At 62.5% G+C, this 19,401-nt stretch carries 30 protein-coding genes and 2 pseudogenes; 3 read left to right on the forward strand and 29 right to left on the reverse strand.

The features are described 5' to 3' along the window. Positions 1-113 precede the first annotated feature (113 nt). The 28 genes from rpsM to rpsL form a co-directional block, all read right to left on the reverse strand. On the reverse strand, positions 114-482 hold the full coding sequence (rpsM, locus tag ACVDG8_RS00980; protein WP_027170351.1) for a 30S ribosomal protein S13: 369 nt from the start codon (positions 480-482) through the stop codon (positions 114-116). A 228-nt stretch (positions 483-710) separates the two neighbouring features. Continuing rightward, on the reverse strand, positions 711-1,301 hold the full coding sequence (locus ACVDG8_RS00985; RefSeq protein WP_447253031.1) for an adenylate kinase: 591 nt from the start codon (positions 1,299-1,301) through the stop codon (positions 711-713). Continuing rightward, positions 1,298-2,638 (reverse strand): preprotein translocase subunit SecY, encoded by a 1,341-nt coding sequence (secY, locus tag ACVDG8_RS00990; RefSeq protein WP_447253032.1) that lies wholly within the window; start codon positions 2,636-2,638, stop codon positions 1,298-1,300. Before secY ends, ACVDG8_RS00985 begins: the two co-directional genes overlap by 4 nt. A gap of 191 nt (positions 2,639-2,829) precedes the next feature. Then, entirely contained in the window at positions 2,830-3,303 is a 474-nt protein-coding gene (rplO, locus tag ACVDG8_RS00995) for a 50S ribosomal protein L15 (RefSeq protein ID WP_447253033.1), read from the reverse strand. Between the two features lie 22 nt (positions 3,304-3,325). Then, the gene (gene rpmD / locus ACVDG8_RS01000; RefSeq protein WP_006205449.1) at positions 3,326-3,523 is read right to left on the reverse strand and encodes a 50S ribosomal protein L30; all 198 of its coding nucleotides are present in this window, start codon (positions 3,521-3,523) and stop codon (positions 3,326-3,328) included. Between the two features lie 24 nt (positions 3,524-3,547). After that, positions 3,548-4,111, reverse strand: coding sequence for a 30S ribosomal protein S5 (gene rpsE, locus ACVDG8_RS01005; RefSeq protein ID WP_006333394.1), 564 nt, complete (start codon positions 4,109-4,111; stop codon positions 3,548-3,550). 151 nt (positions 4,112-4,262) lie between these two features. After that, positions 4,263-4,625 carry a 50S ribosomal protein L18 gene (gene rplR, locus ACVDG8_RS01010; RefSeq protein ID WP_371012091.1) on the reverse strand — a complete coding sequence of 121 codons (363 nt, stop codon included), beginning with the start codon at positions 4,623-4,625 and terminating at the stop codon, positions 4,263-4,265. Positions 4,626-4,761: 136 nt separating this feature from the next. Next, on the reverse strand, positions 4,762-5,295 hold the full coding sequence (rplF, locus tag ACVDG8_RS01015; RefSeq protein ID WP_371012092.1) for a 50S ribosomal protein L6: 534 nt from the start codon (positions 5,293-5,295) through the stop codon (positions 4,762-4,764). 89 nt (positions 5,296-5,384) lie between these two features. Next, entirely contained in the window at positions 5,385-5,783 is a 399-nt protein-coding gene (rpsH, locus tag ACVDG8_RS01020) for a 30S ribosomal protein S8 (protein ID WP_371012093.1), read from the reverse strand. A 12-nt stretch (positions 5,784-5,795) separates the two neighbouring features. Beyond that, on the reverse strand, positions 5,796-6,101 hold the full coding sequence (gene rpsN, locus ACVDG8_RS01025) for a 30S ribosomal protein S14 (protein ID WP_447253034.1): 306 nt from the start codon (positions 6,099-6,101) through the stop codon (positions 5,796-5,798). Between the two features lie 26 nt (positions 6,102-6,127). Further along, the gene (gene rplE / locus ACVDG8_RS01030) at positions 6,128-6,706 is read right to left on the reverse strand and encodes a 50S ribosomal protein L5 (RefSeq protein ID WP_371012095.1); all 579 of its coding nucleotides are present in this window, start codon (positions 6,704-6,706) and stop codon (positions 6,128-6,130) included. Further along, positions 6,699-7,013, reverse strand: a complete 315-nt coding sequence (rplX, locus tag ACVDG8_RS01035) for a 50S ribosomal protein L24 (protein ID WP_371012096.1) — start codon at positions 7,011-7,013, stop codon at positions 6,699-6,701. Before rplX ends, rplE begins: the two co-directional genes overlap by 8 nt. A 12-nt stretch (positions 7,014-7,025) precedes the next feature. After that, positions 7,026-7,394 (reverse strand): 50S ribosomal protein L14, encoded by a 369-nt coding sequence (gene rplN, locus ACVDG8_RS01040; protein ID WP_006205457.1) that lies wholly within the window; start codon positions 7,392-7,394, stop codon positions 7,026-7,028. Between the two features lie 74 nt (positions 7,395-7,468). Then, positions 7,469-7,708 (reverse strand): 30S ribosomal protein S17, encoded by a 240-nt coding sequence (gene rpsQ, locus ACVDG8_RS01045; protein WP_140815876.1) that lies wholly within the window; start codon positions 7,706-7,708, stop codon positions 7,469-7,471. Positions 7,709-7,712: 4 nt separating this feature from the next. Beyond that, on the reverse strand, positions 7,713-7,913 hold the full coding sequence (rpmC, locus tag ACVDG8_RS01050) for a 50S ribosomal protein L29 (RefSeq protein ID WP_371012097.1): 201 nt from the start codon (positions 7,911-7,913) through the stop codon (positions 7,713-7,715). A gap of 14 nt (positions 7,914-7,927) precedes the next feature. After that, positions 7,928-8,341 (reverse strand): 50S ribosomal protein L16, encoded by a 414-nt coding sequence (rplP, locus tag ACVDG8_RS01055; RefSeq protein WP_371012098.1) that lies wholly within the window; start codon positions 8,339-8,341, stop codon positions 7,928-7,930. 27 nt (positions 8,342-8,368) lie between these two features. Then, positions 8,369-9,097, reverse strand: coding sequence for a 30S ribosomal protein S3 (gene rpsC, locus ACVDG8_RS01060; RefSeq protein ID WP_371012099.1), 729 nt, complete (start codon positions 9,095-9,097; stop codon positions 8,369-8,371). After that, positions 9,097-9,486, reverse strand: coding sequence for a 50S ribosomal protein L22 (gene rplV, locus ACVDG8_RS01065; RefSeq protein ID WP_010909277.1), 390 nt, complete (start codon positions 9,484-9,486; stop codon positions 9,097-9,099). Before rplV ends, rpsC begins: the two co-directional genes overlap by 1 nt. Positions 9,487-9,488: 2 nt before the next feature. After that, positions 9,489-9,767, reverse strand: coding sequence for a 30S ribosomal protein S19 (gene rpsS / locus ACVDG8_RS01070; protein WP_006205463.1), 279 nt, complete (start codon positions 9,765-9,767; stop codon positions 9,489-9,491). Between the two features lie 16 nt (positions 9,768-9,783). Continuing rightward, positions 9,784-10,617: a 50S ribosomal protein L2 gene (gene rplB / locus ACVDG8_RS01075; RefSeq protein ID WP_027170366.1), complete on the reverse strand. Its 834-nt coding sequence runs from the start codon at positions 10,615-10,617 to the stop codon at positions 9,784-9,786. 22 nt (positions 10,618-10,639) lie between these two features. Beyond that, positions 10,640-10,933: a 50S ribosomal protein L23 gene (locus tag ACVDG8_RS01080; protein ID WP_371012100.1), complete on the reverse strand. Its 294-nt coding sequence runs from the start codon at positions 10,931-10,933 to the stop codon at positions 10,640-10,642. Further along, on the reverse strand, positions 10,930-11,550 hold the full coding sequence (gene rplD / locus ACVDG8_RS01085) for a 50S ribosomal protein L4 (RefSeq protein WP_371012101.1): 621 nt from the start codon (positions 11,548-11,550) through the stop codon (positions 10,930-10,932). Before rplD ends, ACVDG8_RS01080 begins: the two co-directional genes overlap by 4 nt. Then, positions 11,550-12,266, reverse strand: a complete 717-nt coding sequence (rplC, locus tag ACVDG8_RS01090; RefSeq protein ID WP_447253035.1) for a 50S ribosomal protein L3 — start codon at positions 12,264-12,266, stop codon at positions 11,550-11,552. The genes rplD and rplC overlap by 1 nt, the downstream gene beginning before the upstream one ends. 61 nt (positions 12,267-12,327) lie before the next feature. Next, complete coding sequence (gene rpsJ, locus ACVDG8_RS01095; protein ID WP_010909272.1) at positions 12,328-12,636, reverse strand: 30S ribosomal protein S10; 309 nt, start codon at positions 12,634-12,636, stop codon at positions 12,328-12,330. Between the two features lie 69 nt (positions 12,637-12,705). Beyond that, entirely contained in the window at positions 12,706-13,881 is a 1,176-nt protein-coding gene (tuf, locus tag ACVDG8_RS01100) for an elongation factor Tu (RefSeq protein WP_447253036.1), read from the reverse strand. Between the two features lie 65 nt (positions 13,882-13,946). After that, the gene (gene fusA / locus ACVDG8_RS01105) at positions 13,947-16,037 is read right to left on the reverse strand and encodes an elongation factor G (RefSeq protein ID WP_447253037.1); all 2,091 of its coding nucleotides are present in this window, start codon (positions 16,035-16,037) and stop codon (positions 13,947-13,949) included. 29 nt (positions 16,038-16,066) lie between these two features. Continuing rightward, positions 16,067-16,537, reverse strand: coding sequence for a 30S ribosomal protein S7 (gene rpsG / locus ACVDG8_RS01110; protein ID WP_112099612.1), 471 nt, complete (start codon positions 16,535-16,537; stop codon positions 16,067-16,069). A 9-nt stretch (positions 16,538-16,546) separates the two neighbouring features. Beyond that, the gene (rpsL, locus tag ACVDG8_RS01115; protein ID WP_006202128.1) at positions 16,547-16,918 is read right to left on the reverse strand and encodes a 30S ribosomal protein S12; all 372 of its coding nucleotides are present in this window, start codon (positions 16,916-16,918) and stop codon (positions 16,547-16,549) included. A gap of 136 nt (positions 16,919-17,054) precedes the next feature. Here rpsL and ACVDG8_RS01120 point away from each other — a divergent pair, with 136 nt between their 5' ends. The 3 genes and pseudogenes from ACVDG8_RS01120 to ACVDG8_RS01130 all read left to right on the forward strand — a co-directional run bounded on the left by ACVDG8_RS01120 (position 17,055) and on the right by ACVDG8_RS01130 (position 18,696). Further along, entirely contained in the window at positions 17,055-17,366 is a 312-nt protein-coding gene (locus tag ACVDG8_RS01120) for a hypothetical protein (RefSeq protein ID WP_447253038.1), read from the forward strand. A gap of 12 nt (positions 17,367-17,378) precedes the next feature. Next, a complete protein-coding gene (locus ACVDG8_RS01125; RefSeq protein ID WP_447253039.1) occupies positions 17,379-17,660 on the forward strand; it encodes a transcriptional regulator in 282 nt (93 codons plus the stop codon). 107 nt (positions 17,661-17,767) lie between these two features. Continuing rightward, positions 17,768-18,696: pseudogene (locus ACVDG8_RS01130) on the forward strand (Gfo/Idh/MocA family protein). A gap of 24 nt (positions 18,697-18,720) precedes the next feature. On the opposite strand, the pseudogene ACVDG8_RS01135 reads toward ACVDG8_RS01130, so the two are convergent. Continuing rightward, a pseudogene (locus tag ACVDG8_RS01135) lies at positions 18,721-19,383 on the reverse strand (O-methyltransferase). Between the last annotated feature and the right edge of the window lie 18 nt (positions 19,384-19,401).

Below are 19,401 nucleotides of genomic sequence, written 5' to 3' on the forward strand. Positions count from 1 at the left end.
ACCGCCGTAATGCCAGCGGCTACACCAGGGAGAAGGCAGTAGGGGAATATGGCAGTAGGGCAGTATGTCTGCCGATCCTATTGCCTTACTGCCCTACTCCCTTACTGCCCTAATTACTTCTTCTTGCCGGCGATCGCCTTGGCCGGGCCCTTGCGGGTGCGCGCATTGGTATGCGTGCGCTGACCGCGGACCGGCAGCGAGCGGCGGTGACGCAGGCCACGGTAGCAGCCGAGGTCCATCAGCCGCTTGATGTTCATCGAGACTTCGCGGCGCAGGTCGCCTTCGACCTGGTAGTCGCGGTCGATCGTCTCGCGGATCTGCAGCACTTCCGCGTCGGTCAACTGGTTGACGCGACGGTCCGCCGGGATGCCGACCTTGTCGACGATCTCCTGGGCAAACTTCTTGCCGATGCCGTGAATGTACTGAAGCGCAATGACGACGCGCTTGTTGGTCGGAATGTTGACGCCGGCTATACGAGCCATATTCTTCTCTTTCTCCATATGGGCCGGACAACCCTGACAAACAAGGCAGGCCGGCACTGTCAAAGTTGCCCCGCGTCCGGTGGAGGCCGGCCCTTGCGGGAGTTTCCTGGTTCAAAACGGATGCCCTGCCCTTTTGGGGCAAGCAAACTCCATGCCTGACAGGAAGACGGGCCGCCATACCCCAGCGGCTCTCTCCAGTCAAGCGCAATCTTTAATTGTTGCCGCGGCCTACTTCACCGCAGCCGCGAGCACCTTGCCGATCTCCGCGGTCACCGCATCGATACCGGCCATGCCGTCGACGGTCTTGAGCTTGCCTTTGGCGTAGTAGTAGCCGGTCAGCGGCGCCGTCTTTTTGTAATATTCGCGCAGGCGCTCCTCGAACACCTCGGGGTTGTCGTCCTTGCGCACCGGCTGGCCGGCGGCCTTGGCATCCTCAGCCCGCTTGATGATCCGCCCCACGAGCGCCTTGTCGTCGACGACGAGCTCAATGACGGTGTCGAGGGCAATGCCGCGCTCGGCGAGCATGGCCTCGACCGCGTCAGCCTGCACCAGCGTGCGCGGATAGCCGTCGAGGATGAAACCATTGGCGCAGTCGGGCTGGTCGATGCGCTCGGCGACGATCGCGTTGACGATGGCGTCGGACACCAGCTCGCCGGCGTCCATCACCGCCTTGGCGCGCTTGCCGACTTCGGTTCCTGCCTGGACTGCTGCACGCAGCATGTCACCCGTCGAGAGCTGGGGTATGCCGTGTTTTTCTACCAGTCTTTGTGCTTGCGTCCCCTTGCCCGCCCCTGGCGGCCCAAGCAATATCAGCCTCATCTGCTCCTCTTCCCCCCGCGCAACTTCGACTTCTTGATCAGGCCCTCATATTGGTGCGCGATCAGGTGACCCTGAATCTGCGCCACCGTGTCGAGCGTGACACTGACCACGATCAGAAGCGATGTGCCACCGAGGTAGAAAGGTACGCCAGTCGCCGAAATCAGGAACTCCGGCAGCAGACAGACAAGCACTAGGTAGATGGCGCCGATGACGGTGACGCGCGTCAGCACATAGTCGATGTAATCGGCGGTGCGCTCGCCCGGACGATAGCCCGGGATGAAGCCGGAATGCTTCTTGAGCTGGTCGGCAGTGTCCTTCGGGTTGAAGACGATCGCCGTGTAGAAGAAGGCGAAGAAGACGATCATGCTCGCGTAGAAGATCATGTAGAGCGGCTGGCCGTGGCCGAGCGAGGCCAGGATGGTGCTTGCCCAGCCCGGCAGGTTGGTCGACTGCGAGAAGCCGGCGACAGTTGCCGGCAAAAGCAGCAGCGAAGACGCGAAGATCGGCGGAATGACGCCCGACGTGTTGAGCTTCAGCGGCAAATGCGAGGTGTCGCCCTGGAACATGCGGTTGCCGACCTGGCGCTTCGGATACTGGATCAGCAGGCGGCGCTGCGCGCGCTCGAAGAAGACGATCAGGCCGATAACGATGATGGCGAGCACGATGATCGCCAGGATCAGGCCAGTCGACAAGGCGCCGGTGCGGCCAAGTTCCAGTGTGCCGGAGATTGCCCGTGGCAGGCCGGCGACGATGCCGGAAAAGATAATCAGCGAAATGCCGTTACCGATGCCGCGCGCGGTGATCTGCTCGCCGAGCCACATCAGGAACATGGTGCCGCCGACCAGCGTGCAGACGGTCGAGAGCCGGAAGAAGATGCCCGGATCGTTGACGATGCCGGCGCCGCCTTCGAGGCCGATCGAAATGCCATAGGCCTGGACCAGCGCCAGAAGCACGGTGCCGTAGCGCGTGTACTGGTTGATGATCTTGCGGCCCTGCTCGCCTTCCTTCTTCAGCGCTTCCAGCGACGGAATGACCGACGTCATCAGCTGCATGATGATGGAGGCGGAGATGTAGGGCATGATGCCCAGCGCAAAGATCGCCATGCGCTGCACGGCGCCGCCGGCGAACATGTTGAACATGCCGAGCACGCCCTTGCTCTGCGAGGAGAAGGCCTGGGCGAAGGCGTCGGGGTTGATGCCGGGAAGCGGGATGTAGGTGCCGAGGCGATAGACGAGCAGCGCACCGATCGTGAACCAGATGCGCTTCTTCAGATCCTCGGCCTTGGCGAAGGCCGCAAAATTCAGATTGGAGGCTAGTTGTTCAGCAGCCGAAGCCATGCCTGATTCTCCGCTAGGTCACGCTCGATGTCCGCAGCTCAGGCGGCGCGTGTCACCGAAGCTCACGAGATAAGCTCCGGACTGTAAACATGCAAGCGGCCGCGTTGACGCGGCCGCTCAATTCAACGGAGCAAAGCGCGGTTCGGCGGCAAATGCGAATGCATTCGGGCCGGCCGCGCTTCAAATCGCCGTTACTCGGCGGCGGCCGCTTCGGGCAACTTCACCGAACCGCCGGCCTTTTCGATCTTCTCGATCGCGGCCTTGGAGGCGCCGGCGACGTCGAAGGAGAGCTTGGCCTTGAGCTCGCCGTCGGACAGCACGCGCACGCCGTCCTTGACGCGGCGGATGACGCCGGCGGCAACCAGGGTCTCGGCCGTCACGGTCGCCTTGGCGTCGAGCTTCTTGGCGTCGACGGCGGCCTGGATACGGGCCAGCGACACGACCGTGAAGCTCTTGGCGAAGATGTTGTTGAAGCCACGCTTCGGCAGGCGCCGGTAGAGCGGCATCTGGCCACCCTCGAAGCCGTTGATGGCGACGCCCGAGCGCGCCTTCTGGCCCTTGACGCCGCGACCGGCTGTCTTGCCCGAGCCGGAACCGATGCCGCGGCCAAGACGCTTCTTGGAGTGCGTCGCGCCGTCCTTGTCACGCAGATCGTTGAGTTTCATCTGAGTTCTCCTGCGCTTCTGTTCAGCCCTCGTCCACGACGCGGACGAGGTGCTGGACGGCAGCGATCATGCCGCGCACGGAAGGGGTGTCTTCCAGCGTGCGCTGCTTGTGCATCTTGTTGAGGCCGAGGCCGACCAGCGTTGCGCGCTGTTCCTTCGGGCGGCGGATCGGCGAACCGATCTGCTCAACGGTGATGGTCTTGGTAGCTTTCTTGGCCATGGTCAAAATCCCTGGTCAGATCGACTATTCTTCAGCCGCAACGGCGGTGCCGCGGCGGGCCTGAAGGGTCGAGTACTTGATGCCGCGAGCGGCGGCCACATCCTTCGGATGCATCTGGCTCTTCAGCGCGTCGAAGGTGGCGCGGACCATGTTGTAGGGGTTCGACGAACCCATCGACTTGGCGACCACGTCATGCATGCCGAGCGTCTCGAAGACGGCGCGCATCGGACCACCGGCGATGATGCCGGTACCCTGCTTGGCAGCGCGCAGCAGGACGCGTCCCGCGCCCCAGCGGCCTTCGACATCGTGATGCAGCGTGCGGCCCGAGCGCAGCGGCACGAAGATCATGTCGCGCTTGGCAGATTCGGTCGCCTTGCGGATGGCTTCCGGCACTTCGCGCGCCTTGCCGTGACCGAAGCCGACGCGGCCCTTCTGGTCGCCGACGACGACGAGTGCTGCAAAACCAAAGCGACGGCCGCCCTTGACGACCTTGGCGACGCGGTTGATGTGGACGAGCTTGTCCACCATGCCGTCATCGCGTTCTTCACGATCGCGGCCGCGGCCGCCATCCCTACGTTCCTGTGCCATATCCTGTTCCTTGTTTTTTTCCGGAAGCACGGTTGATGATAAGATCCGGCGCCTCTGTGCCCCGAAAAAACGGGAAACGGTCGCCGGGGGCGAATTATTTTCCTTTGCCTGATCTTGTCCGAAAAGTCTGCAACTTTTCGGGATCAAGCCATTAGAAGCTCAGACCACCTTCGCGGGCAGCCTCGGCCAGCGCCTTGACGCGGCCGTGATAGATGTACGGGCCACGGTCGAAGACGACTTCCTTGACGCCGGCCTTGGTGGCGCGCTCGGCGATCAGCTTGCCGATCGCGGCCGCGGCAGCGGTGTCGGCGCCGGTCTTGAGCGAACCCTTGAGGTCCTTCTCAAGCGTCGAGGCGGCAGCCAGCGTGTGGCCGTTCGCGTCGTCGATGACTTGGACGTAGATATGCTTCGAGGTGCGGTGCACCGAAAGCCGAGGACGCTCGCCGGCGACCTTCTTGAGCTGGCGGCGGACGCGCTGCGCGCGACGCTGGATGGTTTCTTTTGGGCTAGCCATGATGTCAGTTCCTTGCCTTCAGTAAACGGGGCTAACCCTGTGCGGTAGGCCGAGCCTCCCGCGGTTGCGCCCCGCGGCGTTGTATTCTCCGACTAGGCCTCTTCCGAAAAGTCTGCAACTTTTCGGGGCCAAGCTATTACTTCTTCTTGCCTTCCTTGCGCACGATGCGCTCGCCGGCATAGCGCACGCCCTTGCCCTTGTAAGGCTCGGGACCGCGATACTCGCGGATCTCGGCTGCAACCTGGCCGACCTGCTGCTTGTCGATGCCGGTTATCGTGATTTCCGTCGGCTTCGGCACGGTGATCGTGATGCCAGCCGGCGTCTCGTAGACGACGTCATGGCTGAAGCCAAGTGCCAGCTGCAGGTTCTTGCCCTGCAACGCCGCGCGGTAGCCGACACCGGTGATCTCGAGCTTCTTCTCGAAGCCGTCCTTGACGCCCTGCAGGATGTTGACGATCTGCGTGCGCGACATGCCCCACTTGGAGCGTGCGGTCTTGGTCTGGTCGCGCGGCTGGACAGCGATCTCGCTGCCTTCCATCTTGACCAGCACTTCGTCATTGACCACGAACTTCAACTCGCCCTTGGGGCCCTTCGCCGTCACGGTCTGGCCGTTGACGGTCGCGGTCACGCCCTGCGGCAGCGAAACGGGTTTCTTTCCAATACGAGACATTTTGTTGTCCTCGTCACTTCTCTTGTTTCAGGTCTCTGTCTTCGGGAACGATCCGAAGACCGGATTCCACTTTGCGGTCAGCTGCCAGATCAGAAGATCTGGCAGAGGATCTCACCGCCGACGTTCTGTTCGCGCGCTTCGTGGTCGGCCATCACGCCCTTCGGTGTCGAAAGGATGGCGATGCCGAGGCCGTTGGCGACATGCGGAATCGACTTGGCCGACACATAGACGCGGCGGCCCGGCTTCGAGACGCGGGCGATTTCGCGCACGACCGGCGCACCGTCGAAATACTTCAGCTCGATTTCGATTTCGGACTTGCCGTTGTCGAAGTCGGTCTGGCTGTAATCGCGGATGTAGCCTTCCGACTTCAGCACGTCGAGAACACGGGTACGCAAACGCGAGGCCGGAGTCGAAACGGTCGACTTCTTGCGGCCATAGGCGTTGCGGATGCGGGTCAGCATATCGCCGAGGGGATCGCTCAATGACATCTCAGTGTCTCCTTACCAGCTCGACTTGACCAGGCCCGGGATCTGGCCGTTATTGCCGAGATCACGAAGCGCGATACGCGAAAGCTTGAGCTTGCGGTAATAGGCGCGCGGGCGGCCCGTCACTTCGCAACGGTTGCGGATGCGGATCTTTGCCGAATTGCGCGGCATTGCCGAGAGCTTCAGCTGAGCGCGGAAGCGCTCTTCCATCGGCTTCGACTGATCCATGATGATCGCCTTCAGCGCAGCGCGCTTGGGACCGTACTGGTCGGCAAGCTTGCGGCGCCTGTTGTTCTTCTCGACTGAGCTGGTCTTTGCCATTTCAGATTTTTCCTTTTTCGCTGCCGTTACTGGCGGAAGGGGAAGTTGAAAGCCTTGAGCAATGCCCTGGCCTCGTCGTCCGTCTTCGCCGTCGTACAAACGATGACGTCCATGCCCCAGACCTGATCAACCTTGTCGTAGTTGATCTCCGGGAACACGATGTGTTCCTTGATGCCCATGGCGTAGTTGCCACGGCCGTCAAAGCTCTTCGGGTTCAGTCCGCGAAAGTCGCGAACGCGCGGCAGCGCGATGTTCACGAGGCGGTCGAGGAACTCGTACATGCGTTCCTTGCGCAACGTGACCTTGGCGCCGATCGGCATGTTCTCGCGCACCTTGAAGCCCGCGATCGAGTTGCGGGCGCGGGTGACGACGGCCTTCTGGCCGGCGATCATCGCGAGATCCTCGGCGGCGACCGAGGGCTTCTTGGAGTCCGCGGTCGCTTCGCCGACACCCATGTTCAGCACGATCTTGTCGATGCGCGGAACCTGCATGTCGTTGTCGTAGCCGAACTGCTCCTGCATCGCCTTGCGGATGGTCTCGTTGTAGACCTTCTTGAGGCGGGGCTCGTTCTTTGCAGTTGCCTGCTTGCTTGCAGCCTTAGCCATTGATGACTTCTCCCGAACGCTTGGCGACGCGCACCTTCTTGCCGTCCTTTTGGGTGGTGAAGCCGACGCGGGTCGGCTTGCCATCCTTGGGGTCGGCCAGCGCGATATTCGACAGGTGGATCGGCGCTTCCTTGGTGATGATCCCGCCCTCTTGGGACTGGGTCTGCTTCTGGTGACGACGGATCATGTTGACGCCGCGCACCAGCGCGGTGTCTTCCTTCGGCTGAACCGACAGGACTTCGCCCGAACGGCCCTTGTCCTTGCCGGCAAGCACGACGACCTTGTCGCCTTTTTTGATCTTTTGCATTGGTCCGGCTCCTTACAGCACTTCAGGCGCGAGCGAGATGATCTTCATGTGGTTCTTGGCGCGCAACTCGCGCGGAACCGGCCCGAAGATACGCGTGCCGATCGGCTCTTTCTTATTGTCGACGAGAACGGCCGCGTTCTTGTCGAAACGGATCACGCTGCCGTCCGGGCGGCGGATGTCCTTGGCCGTGCGAACCACGACCGCCTTCATCACATCGCCCTTCTTAACGCGGCCGCGCGGAATGGCTTCCTTGATCGACACCACGATGATGTCGCCGACGGAGGCATACTTCCGCTTCGAACCGCCCAGCACCTTGATGCACATGACACGACGGGCGCCGGAATTGTCCGCGACGTCGAGGTTTGTTTGCATCTGAATCATGACTGGCCGCCTTCTTCTTTTCTAACGGGACAGGCGCGCGACGCCCCCTCCCCGGTCTGTCCAAAATTCGTTGTTTACGCCTGGTCCGAGGTGATGACGATCCAGCGCTTGTCCTTGGAAATCGGCTTCGATTCCTGGATGAACACCTCATCGCCAACCTTGTGGGCGTTGGTTTCGTCGTGCGCCTTGTACTTCTTGGTCATGCGCACGGTCTTCTTCATGACCGGATGCGTGAAGCGACGCTCGACCTTGACGACGACCGTCTTCTCGTTCTTGTCGCTGACGACGGTGCCCTGCAGGATGCGCTTTGGCATGGTCTTAACCCTTCTTGGCCGCGGCTTTTTGCGCGGCAATGGTCTTGATGCGCGCGATGTCCTTGCGGACCTGCTTCACGCGCGCGGTCTTCTCGAGCTGGCCAGTCGCCTTCTGGAAGCGCAGGTTGAACTGCTCCTTCTTGAGGGCCGCCAGGTCGTCGGTCAGCTGATCCTGGGTCTTGGTCCGGATGTCTTCGGCTTTCATGGTTCAGCCCGTCCTTATTCTGCGATGCGCTGTACGAAGCGCGTCTTAACCGAGAGCTTGGCGGCGCCGAGACGCAGCGCTTCACGCGCGATCTCCTCGCTGACGCCGTCGATCTCGAACATGATGCGGCCAGGCTTGACGCGGGCCGCCCAATAATCGACGGCGCCCTTGCCTTTACCCATACGCACTTCGGTCGGCTTCGAGGTGACCGGCAGATCCGGGAACACCCGGATCCAGACGCGGCCGGCGCGCTTCATCTCGCGAGTGATCGCGCGGCGGGCCGCCTCGATCTCGCGCGCGGTAACGCGGTTCGGCTCAAGCGCCTTCAGCCCGAAACCGCCGAAATCCAGGTTGGTGCCGCCCTTGGCGGTACCGTGGATACGGCCCTTGAACTGCTTACGGAACTTTGTGCGCTTTGGCTGCAGCATCGTTCTAACTCCAAATTCTCAAATGTCTCAGGCGTTCTCGCGACGGCGACCGCGTTCGCGCTCACCACCGCCGCCGCCATGCGCTGCATCACCTTCGGTGGCGCGACGCTCGGAAGCCATCGGGTCGTGCTCGAGGATCTCGCCCTTGAACACCCACACCTTGACGCCGCAGATACCGTAAGCCGTGTTGGCCTCGGCCGTGCCGTAGTCGACATCGGCGCGCAGCGTATGCAGCGGCACGCGGCCTTCGCGGTACCACTCCATGCGCGCGATTTCGGCGCCGCCGAGACGACCGGAGCAGTTGATGCGGATGCCTTCGGCGCCGAGACGCATGGCCGACTGAACGGCACGCTTCATGGCGCGGCGGAACGCGATGCGGCGCTCAAGCTGCTGGGCGATCGACTGCGCGATCAGCGTGGCGTCGATTTCCGGCTTGCGCACTTCAACGATGTTGAGGTGCGTCTCGGACTTCGTCATCTCGGTCAGCTTCTTGCGAAGCTTCTCGATGTCGGCGCCCTTCTTGCCGATGATCAGGCCCGGACGCGCCGCATGTATGGTGACGCGGCACTTCTTGTGCGGACGCTCGATCACGACCTTGGAGATCGCGGCCTGCTTGAGTTCCTTCTCAAGATACTTGCGGATCTTGATGTCCTCATGCAGCAGCTGGCCGTACTCGCCGGTGTTCGCGAACCAGCGCGAATCCCAGGTACGATTGATGCCGAGACGCAGCCCGATCGGATTGACTTTCTGGCCCATTATGCGGCCTCCCCTTTTTCCTCGACTTCACGAACGACGATCGTGAGGTGCGAAAACGGCTTCTCGATACGGCTGGCGCGACCGCGGCCACGAGCGTGGAAACGCTTCATGACGATCGACTTGCCGACATAGGCTTCCGCCACCACCAGCGCATCGACGTCGAGGTCGTGATTGTTTTCCGCGTTGGCGATCGCCGATTCCAACGTCTTCTTGACCGTGCCGGAAATCCGCTTGGCCGAGAATTCGAGGTCGGAGAGCGCGGTCGCGACCTTCTTGCCGCGGATCAGCGCGGCAACCAGGTTCAGCTTCTGCGGGCTGATACGGATCGTGCGCAGAACGGCGCGCGCTTCGTTGTCAGCAAGCCTGCGCGGAGCTTTGGCCTTGCCCATGATTATTTCCTCTTCGCCTTCTTATCCGCGCCGTGACCGTAATAGGTCCGGGTCGGAGCGAATTCACCGAACTTGTGGCCGACCATGTCCTCGTTCACCGAGACCGGGACGTGCTTCTGGCCGTTGTAGACACCGAAGGTGAAGCCGACGAACTGCGGCAGGATGGTGGAGCGACGGCTCCACATCTTGATCACCTCATTGCGACCACCTTCACGAACCTTGTCTACCTTCTTGAGAAGGTAGCCGTCGATGAAGGGGCCTTTCCAAATAGAACGAGTCACTTGGCGTTACCTCTTCTTAGCTCTTGCGCTGATGGCGCGAGCGCAGGATGAACTTATCGGTCGCCTTGTTGGACCGCGTCTTCTTGCCCTTGGTCGGCTTGCCCCATGGGCTGACCGGATGACGGCCACCCGAGGTGCGGCCTTCACCACCGCCATGCGGATGGTCGACCGGGTTCATGGTCACGCCGCGATTGTGCGGGCGCTTGCCACGCCAAACCGTGCGGCCGGCCTTGCCGTCGTTGATGTTGCCGTGGTCGGGGTTCGACACGGCGCCGACCGTGGCCATGCAGGAACCGTGAACGACACGCTGCTCACCCGAGTTGAGGCGCAGGATCGCCATGCCCTGGTCGCGACCGACGAGCTGGGCGTAGCCACCCGCCGAACGGGCGACCTGGGCGCCCTTGCCCGGCTTCAGCTCGATGTTGTGGACGATCGTGCCGACCGGCATCGAGGCCAGCGGCATCGCATTGCCCGGCTTCACGTCGACCGCTTCGCCGGCCACGATCTTGTCGCCGGCGGCAAGGCGCTGCGGGGCGATGATGTAGGACAGCTCGCCATCGTCATACTTGATCAGCGCGATGAAGGCGGTGCGGTTCGGATCGTATTCGATACGCTCGACCGTGCCGACGACATCGTACTTCTTACGCTTGAAGTCGATGATGCGGTACGAACGCTTGTGACCGCCGCCGATGAAGCGGGCCGTAATGCGGCCGTAATTGTTGCGGCCGCCCGACTTGGTCAGGCCTTCGGTCAGGCCCTTGACGGGCTTGCCCTTGTAGAGGCCCGAGCGGTCGACGATGACCAGCTGGCGGGTGCTCGGCGTTACCGGGTTGAATTTCTTAAGTGCCATTGTTCTGTCCTCGCGGCCTTGCTCAGAGACCCGTCGCGACGTCGATCGACTGGCCATCGGCCAGCGTCACTACCGCCTTCTTGACGTCGCCCTGGCGGCCAACGGTGCCGCGGAAGCGCTTGATCTTGCCCTTGCGGACGAGCGTGTTCACAGCCGTGACCTTGACGCCAAACAGCGCTTCGACCGCGGCCTTGATTTCCGGCTTCGACGCCTTCTTGGCGACGTTGAAGACGACCTGGTTGTTCTCGGAAGCCATGGTCGACTTTTCGGTGATCGCCGGCGAGACGATCACGTCGTAATGACGAAGGTCGGTCATTTAAAGCGCTCCTCGAGAGCCTCGACGGCGGCCTTCGAAAGGACCAGCGTGCCGCGGCGCAGAATGTCGTAGACGTTGATGCCCTGGATGGGCAGCACGTCGATGTTCGGGATGTTGGTCGCCGCCAACTTGAAGTTCTTGTCAAGCTCGGCGCCGCCGATGACCAAAGCGTTGGTCAGGCCCAGCGTCGCGAAATTCGCAATCAGCGCCTTGGTCTTGGCCTCGGTCAGCTTCAGCTCGTCGATGACGATGATCGACGCGCTCTTGGCCTTGGCCGAGAGAGCATGCTTCAAGCCCAGAGCGCGAACCTTCTTCGGCAGCTCATGCTCGTGACTGCGAACGACCGGGCCGTGCGCCTTGCCGCCGCCGCGAAACTGCGGAGCGCGAGCCGAGTGGTGACGAGCGCGGCCCGTACCCTTCTGCTTGTACATCTTGGCGCCGGTGCGCGCGATCTCGGCGCGGCCCTTGGCCTTGTGCGTGCCCTGCTGCTTCTTGGCGAGCTGCCAGCGCACGACGCGCTGCAGGATGTCCTCGCGTGGGTCAAGGCCGAAAATCTCCTCGGAGAGTTCCACCTTGCCGGCGTCTTTGCCGCCCAGCGTTGTGATCTTGATGTCCATTATTCCGCTCCCTCGGTGGCCGGGGCTTCATTCTTGGCGGCGGCGGCACGGATCGCGGCGGGCTTCGGCGCGTTGGCCGGCAGCGCAACCTTGGCAGCGTCGCGAACCAGGATCCAGGCGCCCTTGACGCCGGGGACGGCGCCGCGGATCAGGATCAGACCGCGATCGGCGTCAGTCGAGACAACCTCGACATTCTGCGTGGTGACGCGGGTGTCGCCCATGTGGCCGGCCATATGCTTGCCCTTGAACACCTTGCCGGGGTCCTGGCGCTGACCGGTCGAACCGTGCGTGCGGTGCGAGACCGAGTTACCGTGCGTGGCGCGGCCGCCACCCATGTGGTGCCGCTTGATGACGCCCTGGAAACCCTTACCGGTCGAGGTGCCGGTGACGTCGACCTTCTGGCCGGCGACGAAGTGCTCGACGGTGATCTCGGCGCCGACATCGATCATGTTGTCGGCGGAGACGCGGAACTCGGCGAGCTTCGCCTTCGGCTCGACGGAGGCGGCAGCGAAATGGCCGCGCAGCGCCTTCGACGTGTTCTTCACCTTGGCAAGGCCAACGCCGAGCTGGACGGCGGTGTAGCCGTTCTTCTCTTGCGTGCGCTGAGCCACGACCTGGCAGTTCTCCATCTGGAGAACGGTGACGGGAACGTGTTCGCCGGCATCGTTATAGATGCGGGTCATTCCCACCTTCTTTGCAATCACACCTGAACGCATCGGTTCAATTCCTTTAGAGTTCCGGGCCAGGGGCACCGCCCCTTACCGCGCTCTCGTTCCCTTAGAGCTTGATCTCGACGTCGACACCGGCGGCCAGATCGAGCTTCATCAAAGCATCGACGGTCTGCGGGGTCGGATCGACGATGTCGAGCAACCGCTTGTGCGTGCGCATCTCGAACTGCTCGCGGCTCTTCTTGTCGACGTGGGGCGACCGGTTGACCGTGAATTTTTCGATCCGCGTCGGCAGCGGAATGGGCCCGCGAACGTTTGCGCCGGTACGCTTGGCCGTCGACACGATTTCCTTCGTCGAGGCGTCGAGCACGCGGTGGTCAAACGCCTTAAGGCGGATGCGGATATTCTGTCCGTTCATGCGTCAATTCCTTGTTCTGGCGCGGCGCGGGCAGCTCCCGCGCCCGCGACAGATCGGTTTAAGTCCAAATTACTCTTTGATGGTGACGACGATGCCGGCACCGACGGTGCGGCCGCCTTCACGGATGGCGAAGCGCAGCTTCTCTTCCATGGCGATCGGCACGATCAGCTCGACATCGACGGTGATGTTGTCGCCAGGCATGACCATCTCGGTGCCTTCCGGCAACGTCACGATGCCGGTCACGTCCGTGGTGCGGAAGTAGAACTGCGGACGGTAGTTGGTGAAGAACGGCGTGTGACGGCCACCTTCGTCCTTGGTCAGGATGTAGGCTTCGGCCACGAACTTCTTGTGCGGCTTGACGGTGCCGGGCTTGGCCAGAACCTGGCCGCGCTCAACGCCTTCACGGTCAACGCCGCGCAGCAGCGCGCCGATGTTGTCGCCGGCCTGGCCCTGGTCGAGCAGCTTGCGGAACATCTCGACGCCCGTGCAGGTCGTCTTGGTGGTCGGGCGGATGCCGACGATTTCCAGTTCCTCGCCAACCTTGACGATGCCGCGCTCGACGCGGCCGGTCACGACCGTGCCGCGGCCCGAGATCGAGAACACGTCTTCGATCGGCATCAGGAACGGCTTGTCGAGCGGACGAACCGGCGTCGGGATGTAGGCGTCGACCTGAGCCATCAGCTCGCGGATCGCGTCCTCGCCGATGGTCTTGTTGGAATCTTCCAACGCGGCAAGCGCCGAACCCTTGACGATCGGAATGTCGTCGCCGGGGAACTCGTTCTTCGACAGAAGCTCGCGAACCTCGAGCTCGACCAGTTCGAGCAGCTCGGCGTCGTCGACCTGGTCGACCTTGTTCAGGAACACCACGATCGACGGCACGCCGACCTGACGGGCAAGCAGGATGTGCTCGCGGGTCTGCGGCATCGGGCCGTCGGCGGCCGAGACAACCAGGATCGCGCCGTCCATCTGGGCGGCACCGGTGATCATGTTCTTCACATAGTCGGCGTGGCCGGGGCAGTCGACATGGGCATAGTGGCGGGCAGCCGTCTCATACTCGACATGCGCCGTCGAAATGGTGATGCCGCGCGCCTTCTCTTCGGGCGCCGCGTCGATCTGGTCATAGCGCTTGTATTCGCCAAAATACTTCGTGATCGCCGCCGTCAGCGACGTCTTGCCATGATCGACGTGGCCGATCGTGCCAATGTTCACATGCGGCTTGGTGCGCTCGAATTTACCTTTTGCCATGTGATCTCTCCATTCCTGCTTGCCCGTGCGGGGCTTGAATTAAGGTCTCGTGCAACCCGCTCGAGTTACGCGTATTTCTTCTGGACTTCCTGGGCGACCGCGGTCGGAACCGGCTCATAGTGGTCGAACTGCATCGTGTACTGGGCGCGGCCCTGCGACATCGAACGCAGATTGTCGACGTACTTGAACATGTTGGCCAAAGGCACCATCGCGTTGATGACGACGGCAACGCCGCGCGCTTCCTGGCCCTGGATCTGGCCACGACGGCCGTTGAGGTCGCCGATGACGCCGCCGACATAGTCTTCCGGCGTCACGACCTCGACCTTCATGATCGGCTCCAGCAGCTGAACGCCGAGCTTCGGCGCGGCTTCCTTGAAGCACGCACGCGACGCGATTTCGAACGCCAGCACCGAGGAGTCGACATCGTGGAAGGCGCCGTCGATGAGCGTCGCCTTGACGCCGATCATCGGGAAACCTGCGAACGGGCCGGAACCCATGACGCTGTTGATGCCCTTTTCGACGCCGGGGATGTATTCCTTCGGAACAGCACCGCCGACGATCTTGGACTCGAACACGAACTCTTCGCTCTCGGAATTCGGCTCGAACACGATCTTGACGCGAGCGAACTGGCCGGTACCGCCGGTCTGCTTCTTGTGCGTGTAGTCCTGCTCGTGCCTGCGGGTGATCGTCTCGCGATAGGCCACCTGCGGCGCGCCGACATTGGCCTCGACCTTGAACTCGCGACGCATGCGGTCGACGATGATGTCCAGGTGAAGCTCGCCCATGCCGGAGATGATGGTCTGGCCCGATTCCTCGTCGGTCTTGACGCGGAAGGACGGATCCTCGGCGGCCAGGCGGTGAAGGGCGAGGCCCATCTTTTCCTGATCGTTCTTGGTCTTCGGCTCGATGGCGATCTGGATGACCGGATCGGGGAATTCCATGCGCTCGAGGATGACCGGATGCAGCGGATCGCACAACGTGTCGCCGGTGGTCGTGTCCTTGAGGCCGGCAAGCGCGACGATGTCGCCGGCAAAAGCCTCTTCGACGTCGGCGCGCGAATTCGCATGCATCTGCAGCATACGGCCGATGCGCTCTTTCTTGCCCTTGACGGTGTTGTCGACCGAGACGCCCTTGGCGAGCTTGCCCGAGTAGATGCGGGCAAAGGTCAGCGAACCGACGAACGGGTCGTTCATGATCTTGAACGCCAGCATCGAAAGCGGCTCATTGTCATCGGCATGACGCTCGATCTCGGCGTCGGTCTTGGCGTCGACACCCTTGATGGCCGGCACGTCGATCGGCGACGGCAGGTATTCGACAACGGCGTCGAGCAGCGGCTGCACGCCCTTGTTCTTGAAGGCCGAGCCGCAGAACATCGGGTAGAACTTCACGGCGATCGTGCCCTTGCGGATCAGCGCGCGGATCTCGTCATTCGACGGCATCTTGCCTTCGAGGTAATTCTCGAGCGCCGTCTCGTCCATCTCGACGGCGGCTTCGATCATCTTCTCGCGGTACTGCTCGGCCTTTTCCTTGAGGTCGGCCGGGATCTCGACGACGTCCCAGGCAGCGCCCAGGGTCTCGTCGCGCCAGACAAGCGCGTTCATCTCGACGAGGTCGACAACGCCCTTGAACTCGGTCTCGGCGCCGATCGGCAGCTGCATGACGACGGCCTGGGCGCCAAGGCGCGAGCCGATCATTTCCTCGGAGCGGTAGAAGTCGGCGCCGATCTTGTCCATCTTATTGCAGAAGATCATGCGCGGCACGTGGTACTTGTCGGCCTGGCGCCACACGGTCTCGGTCTGCGGCTCGACACCGGCGTTGGCGTCGAGCAGCGCGATGGCGCCGTCGAGGACGCGCAGCGAACGCTCGACCTCGATGGTGAAGTCGACGTGTCCGGGGGTGTCGATGATGTTGAAGCGGCGCATCTTGCCGTCACGGCCCTTCCAGAAGGTCGTGGTCGCGGCCGAGGTGATGGTGATGCCGCGTTCCTGCTCCTGCTCCATCCAGTCCATGGTGGCAGCGCCGTCGTGCACTTCGCCGATCTTGTGCGACTTGCCCGTGTAATAGAGGACGCGCTCGGTGGTCGTCGTCTTGCCGGCGTCGATATGCGCCATGATACCGAAATTGCGGTAGTCTTCGATTTTGTATTCGCGGGCCATCGTAGCTGCCTCTCAGTCCTGTTCGCGCTTTACCAGCGGTAGTGCGCGAAGGCGCGGTTGGCTTCTGCCATCTTGTGGGTGTCTTCACGCTTCTTGACAGCCGTGCCGCGGTTGTTGGCCGCGTCCATCAGCTCGCCCGAGAGGCGATCGACCATCGTGGTCTCGTTGCGGTTGCGGGCCGCGGCGATCAGCCAGCGGATGGCCAGCGCCTGACGGCGCTCGGGGCGCACGTCGACCGGAACCTGGTAGGTGGCGCCGCCGACGCGACGCGAGCGCACTTCCACATGCGGCGCGACATTGTCGAGCGCCTGATGGAAGACGGTGACCGGCTCCTGCTTGGTCTTCGACTGAACCTGGTCGAGCGCGCCGTAGACGATGGTCTCGGCAACCGACTTCTTGCCGTCATACATGACGGCGTTCATGAACTTGGTGACGACGAGATCGCCGAACTTGGGGTCCGGATTGATCTCACGCTTTTCTGCACTGTGACGACGGGACATGGGAAACCCTTACTTCGGACGCTTGGCGCCGTACTTCGAACGACGCTGCTTGCGGTTTTTCACACCCTGCGTGTCGAGCACGCCGCGGATGATGTGGTAGCGGACGCCCGGCAGATCCTTGACGCGACCGCCGCGGATCATGACCACCGAGTGCTCCTGAAGGTTGTGACCTTCGCCGGGGATGTAGCCGATCACTTCGAAACCGTTGGTCAGGCGGATCTTGGCCACTTTGCGCAGCGCCGAGTTCGGCTTCTTCGGCGTCGTGGTGTAGACGCGCGTGCAGACGCCCCGCTTCTGCGGGTTCTGCTGCATGGCCGGGACCTTGTTTCGCTTCACCGGCGCCAGGCGCGGCTTGCGGATCAGCTGGTTGACGGTAGGCATTAAACCCTCTTGTCTCTCAATTCCGTGTCTGCCCTGTCAGGGCCGCTCAAAGCGTCTTTTCCATACGCAAATTCGGGCAAAACACCGCGCCTCGCGGTCCTGCCCGAACAAATGCAGAGGAAGCGGAAGCCGCTTCATGCGCGCCGGAAATGTCTTTTCGCTCGTAAAACGAACCCTGTTTGAGGCAAACTCCAAAGCGTGTCGCTTCGGACAGGAAAGCCTCACATCGGTTCTGACTGGGCGGCTTCTACTCGCAACCCTACCAACCGTCAACCCCGGAACGCCAAATATTGCGCTCGGTTCGGGTCTTGGCAGCCATGCGGAAAACGCATGTAATTTTCTTGCGCCTTTTTTCAAGGACGAGGAAGAAAGTGACCGGCTTTCGACTGTCCTCCTTGCCGGCTTCATGGCAAAAGGCCGGTTATGCGGGGCAATTTCCCGGCAATGAAGGAATCGACCTGTGAACGACAACGAAGAACGACCGGTGACCATCATCACCGGACGGGTCTGGAAGAAGAAAGGCGGCAAGTCCGAAGGCGTCCATGTGATGCTGGTGGCGCCCGACGATGATTCGGCCGTACGGCGCGCGCTCGAATCGCTCGCGGCGGAAGGATTCGCTGAAGCCGAGCTCGACCAGATCGGCGACATGGACGGCGTGCCCGACGAGGAACCGCATCTGTCGGCCTATCAGGGCGCGCTCGAGGGCGAAGTCTCGATCGTCACTTTCGACGAGCCGATCTGATTTCGCACCCGCGCGCGTTTCGCACCCGCGCGCGATAACGCCCCGCCGGCTTGCCGGACAAGATTCTCCTGCCTAGAACGCCCACTCTTGCATCACCTGGAGCTCCCATGACCAGCAGTCCCATCAAGCTCGGTATCGTCGGCGTGGGCAAGATCGTGCGCGACCAGCACCTGCCTGCGGTCGCCAAGGATGGCGACTTTCAGCTCACCGCGGCGGCCAGCCGGCACGGCAAGGTCGACGGGATTCCCAACTACCCGACGATCGAGGCGATGCTTGCCGCGGAGCCTAGCCTCGATGCGGTCTCGCTCTGCATGCCGCCGAAGTTCCGCTACGATGCCGCGCGCACCGCGCTCGAAGCGGGCAAGCATGTCTTCCTGGAAAAGCCGCCGGGCGCCACTGTCAGCGAGGTCGAGCACCTGAAGGCGCTTGCAGCAAAGAGCGGCGTCTCGCTCTTCGCCAGCTGGCATTCACGCTATGCACCGGCTGTCGAGGCCGCGCGCGCCTTCCTCGCCTCGGCCAAGATCAGCTCGGCTGCGATCAACTGGAAGGAAGACGTGCGCCGCTGGCACCCGAACCAGGAATGGATCTGGGAGCCGGGGGCTTCGGCGTCTTCGATCCTGGCATCAACGCGCTTTCGATCGTGACCCACATCCTGCCGCCGATGTTCATCACCTCGGCCGTGCTCGATTTTCCCGAGAACAGAGCTGCGCCCGTTGCTGCGCATGTCGTCTTCCGCACCTCGACCGGACTACCGGTGACGATGGAGCTCGACTGGCTGCAGACCGGCCCGCAAAGCTGGGACATCCTGGCCGAGACCGACAAGGGCCGGATGCAGCTTTCCGGGGGCGGCTCGAAGCTCTCCATCGACGGCAAGCTCGCCCATGACGAGCCGGAAGCGGAATACCCGATGCTCTATAAGCGCTTCGCCGAGATCGTCCGCGCCGGCATTTCCGACGTCGATCTCGCGCCGCTGCAGCACGTTGCGGATGCCTTCATGCTGGGCAAGCGCAATGTGGTCGAGGCGTTCTTCGATTAAGTCATCGCGAAGAAGGCGGGCCGCTCAATCGACGATCGCGATGGCAAACCCATCATAGCCCTTGGCTCCGACGGTCTGGATGGCCGTGCCGTCCAGCCGCTTGTCGCCGCCGATGAAGGAAAACGCGGCGCGCGCCCTCGACATAAGGGTCGCGGCCGTCTTGCCTGATCACCGCGCCGTCGCGGATGACGTTGTCGCAGATGATAACCGTGCCGGAGCGCGCCAGTCGCATCGCCAAGGACAGGTAGTTTGCGTTGTTGGGCTTGTCGGCGTCGATGAAGATCAGGTCGAACGGTCCGGCCTTTTCGCTCTCCAGGATGCCGAGCGATTGCAGCGCCGGGCCGATGCGCAGGTCGACCTTGTCGGCAACCCCTGCCCGCTCGAAGTTCGAACGCGCGACCTTGGCGTGGTGCGGATCGAGCTCCAGCGTGACGATCCTGCCGTCGTCCGGCAGCCCCTGGCCATCCAGATGGTCGAGTAGCCGCCGAGCGTTCCGACCTCGAGCACCTTCCTGGCGCCGCGGATGCGCACCAGCAACGACAAGAGCTTGCCTTGCGCGGCCGAGACGTCGATCGCCGGCAGGCCCTGGTCGCGATTGGCCTTGATCACCGCGTCAAGCACGGGATCGGCTTCGAAAAGCGATGAGACGATGTAGTCGTCGACTTCTGTCCAGGTCTTGCTGCTCATGGTTCTTCCTCGTTCATG

It is taken from the genome of Mesorhizobium sp. ORM8.1, assembly GCF_053005525.2.

What these genes read in the sequence shown, in the direction of transcription:
- rpsM (WP_027170351.1), bottom strand. Translation starts at nt 482, where the DNA reads ATGGCTCGTATAGCCGGCGTCAACATTCCGACCAACAAGCGCGTCGTC.
- ACVDG8_RS00985 (WP_447253031.1), bottom strand. Translation starts at nt 1,301, where the DNA reads ATGAGGCTGATATTGCTTGGGCCGCCAGGGGCGGGCAAGGGGACGCAA.
- secY (WP_447253032.1), bottom strand. Translation starts at nt 2,638, where the DNA reads ATGGCTTCGGCTGCTGAACAACTAGCCTCCAATCTGAATTTTGCGGCC.
- rplO (WP_447253033.1), bottom strand. Translation starts at nt 3,303, where the DNA reads ATGAAACTCAACGATCTGCGTGACAAGGACGGCGCGACGCACTCCAAG.
- rpmD (WP_006205449.1), bottom strand. Translation starts at nt 3,523, where the DNA reads ATGGCCAAGAAAGCTACCAAGACCATCACCGTTGAGCAGATCGGTTCG.
- rpsE (WP_006333394.1), bottom strand. Translation starts at nt 4,111, where the DNA reads ATGGCACAGGAACGTAGGGATGGCGGCCGCGGCCGCGATCGTGAAGAA.
- rplR (WP_371012091.1), bottom strand. Translation starts at nt 4,625, where the DNA reads ATGGCTAGCCCAAAAGAAACCATCCAGCGTCGCGCGCAGCGCGTCCGC.
- rplF (WP_371012092.1), bottom strand. Translation starts at nt 5,295, where the DNA reads ATGTCTCGTATTGGAAAGAAACCCGTTTCGCTGCCGCAGGGCGTGACC.
- rpsH (WP_371012093.1), bottom strand. Translation starts at nt 5,783, where the DNA reads ATGTCATTGAGCGATCCCCTCGGCGATATGCTGACCCGCATCCGCAAC.
- rpsN (WP_447253034.1), bottom strand. Translation starts at nt 6,101, where the DNA reads ATGGCAAAGACCAGCTCAGTCGAGAAGAACAACAGGCGCCGCAAGCTT.
- rplE (WP_371012095.1), bottom strand. Translation starts at nt 6,706, where the DNA reads ATGGCTAAGGCTGCAAGCAAGCAGGCAACTGCAAAGAACGAGCCCCGC.
- rplX (WP_371012096.1), bottom strand. Translation starts at nt 7,013, where the DNA reads ATGCAAAAGATCAAAAAAGGCGACAAGGTCGTCGTGCTTGCCGGCAAG.
- rplN (WP_006205457.1), bottom strand. Translation starts at nt 7,394, where the DNA reads ATGATTCAGATGCAAACAAACCTCGACGTCGCGGACAATTCCGGCGCC.
- rpsQ (WP_140815876.1), bottom strand. Translation starts at nt 7,708, where the DNA reads ATGCCAAAGCGCATCCTGCAGGGCACCGTCGTCAGCGACAAGAACGAG.
- rpmC (WP_371012097.1), bottom strand. Translation starts at nt 7,913, where the DNA reads ATGAAAGCCGAAGACATCCGGACCAAGACCCAGGATCAGCTGACCGAC.
- rplP (WP_371012098.1), bottom strand. Translation starts at nt 8,341, where the DNA reads ATGCTGCAGCCAAAGCGCACAAAGTTCCGTAAGCAGTTCAAGGGCCGT.
- rpsC (WP_371012099.1), bottom strand. Translation starts at nt 9,097, where the DNA reads ATGGGCCAGAAAGTCAATCCGATCGGGCTGCGTCTCGGCATCAATCGT.
- rplV (WP_010909277.1), bottom strand. Translation starts at nt 9,486, where the DNA reads ATGGGCAAGGCCAAAGCTCCGCGCAGGCTTGCTGACAACGAAGCGCGC.
- rplB (WP_027170366.1), bottom strand. Translation starts at nt 10,617, where the DNA reads ATGGCACTTAAGAAATTCAACCCGGTAACGCCGAGCACCCGCCAGCTG.
- ACVDG8_RS01080 (WP_371012100.1), bottom strand. Translation starts at nt 10,933, where the DNA reads ATGACCGACCTTCGTCATTACGACGTGATCGTCTCGCCGGCGATCACC.
- rplD (WP_371012101.1), bottom strand. Translation starts at nt 11,550, where the DNA reads ATGGACATCAAGATCACAACGCTGGGCGGCAAAGACGCCGGCAAGGTG.
- rplC (WP_447253035.1), bottom strand. Translation starts at nt 12,266, where the DNA reads ATGCGTTCAGGTGTGATTGCAAAGAAGGTGGGAATGACCCGCATCTAT.
- rpsJ (WP_010909272.1), bottom strand. Translation starts at nt 12,636, where the DNA reads ATGAACGGACAGAATATCCGCATCCGCCTTAAGGCGTTTGACCACCGC.
- tuf (WP_447253036.1), bottom strand. Translation starts at nt 13,881, where the DNA reads ATGGCAAAAGGTAAATTCGAGCGCACCAAGCCGCATGTGAACATTGGC.
- fusA (WP_447253037.1), bottom strand. Translation starts at nt 16,037, where the DNA reads ATGGCCCGCGAATACAAAATCGAAGACTACCGCAATTTCGGTATCATG.
- rpsG (WP_112099612.1), bottom strand. Translation starts at nt 16,537, where the DNA reads ATGTCCCGTCGTCACAGTGCAGAAAAGCGTGAGATCAATCCGGACCCC.
- rpsL (WP_006202128.1), bottom strand. Translation starts at nt 16,918, where the DNA reads ATGCCTACCGTCAACCAGCTGATCCGCAAGCCGCGCCTGGCGCCGGTG.
- ACVDG8_RS01120 (WP_447253038.1), top strand. Translation starts at nt 17,055, where the DNA reads ATGCGCGCCGGAAATGTCTTTTCGCTCGTAAAACGAACCCTGTTTGAG.